Source organism: Pseudomonas sp. P5_B2 (assembly GCF_056400445.1).
Genome location: NZ_JBFULH010000344.1, coordinates 1 through 4,404, shown reverse-complemented (window position 1 = coordinate 4,404; position 4,404 = coordinate 1). Strand labels below are relative to the sequence as shown.

The following is a 4,404-nucleotide window of genomic DNA, read 5'->3' as shown; positions in this document are numbered from 1 at the left end:
CGCGACGGCCGGGTGCGCGCCGACATCATCAACGTCGCCGCCGACGTCACCGGGGAAGTGGTGGACGTGCCGGTGCGCGATAACCAGCAGGTGAAGAAGGGCGACTTGCTGATGCAGATCGACCCCGAGCATTACCGCATTGCGGTCAAACAGGCGCAGTCGCTGGTCGCCTCACGCAAGGCCACGTGGGAGATGCGTAAGGTCAACGCCCGCCGGCGCGCCGACATGGACAACCTGGTGATCTCCCGGGAAAACCGTGATGACGCCAGCAACATTGCCGACTCGGCATTGGCTGACTATCAACATGCACAAGCGCAACTCGAAGCGGCTGAACTGAACCTCAAGCGCACCGAAGTTCGCGCGGCGGTGGACGGTTACGTGACCAACCTCAACGTCCATCGCGGCGACTACGCGCGCATTGGCGAAGCGAAAATGGCCGTGGTCGATATGAACTCGTTCTGGGTGTATGGCTTCTTCGAAGAAACCAAGCTGCCGCATGTGCGGGTAGGCGACAAGGCCGACATGCAGTTGATGAGCGGCGAAGTGCTGAAAGGACATGTGGAGAGTATTTCTCGCGGCATCTATGACCGGGATAACCCGCAGAGTCGCGAGCTGATTGCCGATGTGAACCCGACATTTAACTGGGTGCGGCTGGCGCAGCGCGTGCCGGTGCGGATTCACATTGATGAAGTGCCGGAGGGGGTGCTGTTGGCGGCGGGGATTACGTGTACGGTGGTGGTTAACTAGTCGTTAGACCGAGTTGACCCCATCGCGAGCAGGCTCACTCCCACAGGGGATTTGCGTTGGTCACACAATCTGAATCCAACGCGGTGAATGTGGGAGCGAGCCTGCTCGCGATGGACGCGGCGCGGTCTCAGCCTTTGCAAAACGTCTCATGCAAATGCCGCCAGATGAGCCTGCCATCGGGCTGCTTCTCAAACACCACGGTCGAACGCCGATCCGAGTGCAACCCGGTGGCATCGGTCTGTTGCTCGCGATAACTCACGACGGCACCATCCTCGTACAGGGCAATACCGCGCAGCTCGCTAAGCTCGATCCTGAACCCAAGCTTCTTGCCGCCCGCGAGCTGAAACAACTCGCTCAACGCCTCGAAATCCAGCACCCGGCCTAACGGTGAGACCATGGAAAACTGTGGCGAAAATCGACTCAGGAGCTGTTCAAGCGCGGACGCGTCTTGTTCCTCGGCCAGCCAGTGTTCGATGGCGATGTGGGCCTGGATGACTTCGTCGAAGTAGTCGGTGTAGTCGGTCATGGAAGTGTGTCCTGAAATTTTTCGGTGTCTGTTCTGACACTATCGCCGGCAAGCCGGTCTCGCTCCACAGTGATCTTTGGTGTGAATGCTATCTATGCCACCCAGCAGAACCCTGTGGGAGCGGGCTTGCCCGCGATAGTGTCGACTCGGTCTCAGAGCTGCCCGCGCAACCCGAACCGCCTCATCAACCCCATCTCCAACAACCCCTTGGGCAACAACCCCGCCAACAACGGCAACGCCCTGCTGCCATTGCCCAATCGAATCAGGCGCGGTGGTTTGCTCTGCTGCACAGCCTTGAGCAGACCCTCTGCAAACTCCCTGGCCGGTGTCGGTTTGTCCTGTGAAGCCTTGGCCCGTGCACGAATGCCTTCGCGCAGGGGAAACCACGGCGATTGTTCGGTGATCAGTTGCTCAGCTTCATGCCCGGCATTTTTAGCGAAGCTGGATTCGATGGCGCCTGGCTGGACTTCCATCACGCGGATCCCGAACGGCGCGAGCTCCATGCGCAATGCATCGCTCAAGGCATGAACGGCCGCTTTCGACGCGCAGTAGGCCCCGGCAAACGGTGTGACCAAAATCCCTGAAACGCTGCCGATATTCACCACCAAACCTTTGGCGCGACGCAGCACCGGGAACAGCGCGCGGGTGACGCCGACAATCGCGAATACATTGGTTTCAAATTGCCGTTGCATGGCCGCAACGCCGCCGTCGAGCAGCGGCCCCATGGCGCCATATCCGGCGTTGTTGATCAGCACGTCGAGGCCGCCACGTTGCTGATTGATCTGTTCAGCCAGCTGTTCGAGTGCTGCGCTGTCATTGACGTCCAGTTGCACGGCGGTAAAACCGGCAGCCGTTAAAGCGGCCACGTCTTCAGCCTTRCGGGCGCTGGCCCAGACTTCGTATCCGGCATCTTTGAACACCTCGGCGAGGGCGCGGCCAATGCCGCTCGAACAACCGGTAATCAACGCAACGGGCATGGCGCGGTCCTTGTGCAAAAGAAAGTAGGCAATCAGTCGGAGAAACTACCCTGCAAACGCTCGGCGCGAAACTCCAGGGTTTGTGGGCGATAGCCGGGGCGCAAGGGCGGCAGTGGCAAGCAGTCCTCCCATTTGGCGCCCGCCTGCAATTCGCCGGGGCCCCGGTAGCGCGGGGCGGTATATTGGTTATCAGCCAGATTCACCGTATCGCCCGGCGCATACGCCGCGATTCGCCAGCGCAATTCGGTCAGCGGGACGTCGTTGCCGTTGTTCATCTTAAGCTGCAACGGACGATCCGCCGGGCACTGCTCGGGCGCGTAGGTAATGCGCAGCTCAAGGCGTGCGAGTTGCTTGACCTCGCGGTTATCCAGCCAAATCACCCACGTGGACACCAACGCCAAACCGACTGCAGCCGCCACAGAAACGGGAAACGCCTTTGCCGGGTAACGCAGTAGCAAAATCAGCCAGGTAATGACCAGCAGGACGCCGATGAACATGTAGGTACGCTCCTTGAACTCATGACCACCATCCTACCGAAGGGCTGTGGGAATGGACATTCCTGGATCAGGTCGGTTGCCGTTGGTCGGTACTGTAATTTCTGACAGTCGCCCGTTGTTGCCACGAACGGTTAGATACACGCTGGCTTACACGGAGGCGCCGGCATGCATTACAAAACCCCCACGTTGACCGTTGTCGATCCGCGAGAGTTGCCGATCCGTTCAGTTGATTACTGGCGCGAGGTTGACGGTAAGCCGGCTCAGGCTCGTATCAACCGCACCCTGCACGATGCCGCCGGGCATGCCGTCAAACAGTGGGACCCACGGCTTTGGTTGCTACAGGAACAGAACCCGCTGGCGCCCGCCAATCTCGTGACGGTGCACTCGTTGTTCGACGCGGTGTCGACGCTCAGCATGGATGCCGGCTCGCAGATCACTCTTTTCGGCCTGGCCCATGAAGTGCTGCAAGGTTGGGACAGTCGCGGTACTCACCGTGAGGTTGAGTACGACGACTTGCTGCGCCCCGTGGCGGTGTTTGAGTACCCCGTCACGCAGCCACCAAGGTGTGCCGAGCGGATGGAATATGGTCGTGCCGGTCAAGACCGCAACCTTCTCGGCCAGTTGATTCGGCAAGATGGTCCCGGTGGCACTGTTTTGTTTGAGGAGTTTGCGATCACCGGCCAATGCACAAGACATGTTCAACACTTCACGCTGGACGCCGTCACCCCTGATTGGCCGGAACCGATTGCTGATCGCAACACTGTGTTGGAGCCCGGCGAGGGGGCCGTTTCCACGTGGCGGTTTGGTCCGCTGGGGAATGTGCTGGAATCAGTCGATGCCAGGCAGAACTGTCAGACCTTTGGCCTCACCCTTGACGGCCGGTTACGCCAAAGCGCCTTGAGGCTCGCAGGCAAGCGCGTTTGGCAAACACTGGTCAGTGATATCGAGTACAACGCCGAGGGCCAGATCACAGGAGAAGTGGCGGGCAACGGCGTACGAACGACGCTCAAATACCGTCCTGAAGACGGTCGACTGCTGGAACGTCGGGCGCACAGCGATCACAGTGGATTGCTGCAACACCTGCTCTACGCCTATGACCGAATGGGCAATGTGCTGAGCATCGAGGACAAGGCGTTGTCGGTGCGTTACTTCAACAACCAACGCATCGAACCTGTCAGTCGATTTATCTACGACAGTCTTTATCAATTGAGCGTGGCGTCTGGCTGGGAGRCGGGTGCCGCCAGCCAAGGGCCGGCATCCGTCGGGCGCAACGATCCTGCGGCTCTCAGTAATTACCAACAAACCTATAGCTATGACGAAAGCGGGAATTTGCTGAAGCTGACACACGTCGGCGCACAAAGTCAGGGACGTGAACTCAAGGCCGCCCGGTACAGCAATCGCTGTCTACCCTGGCGCAACGGTGTGCCGCCGACTGAAGACGAGCTTGCCGCTGCATTCGACGCCAGGGGCAATTTGCTGGAGCTGGATCAGGGGCGGTTTTTGACGTGGGATCTGCGCAATCAATTGCAGTCGGTCAGCCCGGTGGAACGCGATACCGGACGCAATGACTGTGAGACCTACGCCTACGATGGTGGTGGCCAGCGGGTGCGCAAAATCCGCTCGTTGCAGACTAACGCCCGCACCGTGATCGCTGAAG

General features: G+C 59.7%; 5 protein-coding genes. 2 read left to right on the top strand and 3 right to left on the bottom strand.

Going from position 1 to position 4,404, the window contains the following annotated elements:
• On the top strand, window positions 1-747 hold a 747-nt coding region (locus AC1DRJ_RS19965), incomplete at its 5' end, for an efflux RND transporter periplasmic adaptor subunit (protein ID WP_477803667.1).
• A 127-nt stretch (window positions 748-874) separates the two neighbouring features.
• On the opposite strand, the gene AC1DRJ_RS19960 is transcribed toward AC1DRJ_RS19965, so the two are convergent.
• The 3 genes from AC1DRJ_RS19960 to AC1DRJ_RS19950 all read right to left on the bottom strand — a co-directional run bounded on the left by AC1DRJ_RS19960 (window position 875) and on the right by AC1DRJ_RS19950 (window position 2,747).
• A complete protein-coding gene (locus AC1DRJ_RS19960; RefSeq protein WP_477803666.1) occupies window positions 875-1,273 on the bottom strand; it encodes a DUF4440 domain-containing protein in 399 nt (132 codons plus the stop codon).
• Between the two features lie 152 nt (window positions 1,274-1,425).
• Complete coding sequence (locus AC1DRJ_RS19955; RefSeq protein ID WP_477803665.1) at window positions 1,426-2,250, bottom strand: SDR family oxidoreductase; 825 nt, start codon at window positions 2,248-2,250, stop codon at window positions 1,426-1,428.
• A gap of 32 nt (window positions 2,251-2,282) precedes the next feature.
• On the bottom strand, window positions 2,283-2,747 hold the full coding sequence (locus AC1DRJ_RS19950; RefSeq protein ID WP_477803664.1) for a multidrug transporter: 465 nt from the start codon (window positions 2,745-2,747) through the stop codon (window positions 2,283-2,285).
• Window positions 2,748-2,912: 165 nt separating this feature from the next.
• Here AC1DRJ_RS19950 and AC1DRJ_RS19945 point away from each other — a divergent pair.
• A partial coding sequence (locus AC1DRJ_RS19945) for an RHS repeat domain-containing protein (RefSeq protein ID WP_477803663.1) occupies window positions 2,913-4,404 on the top strand: 1,492 nt, incomplete at its 3' end.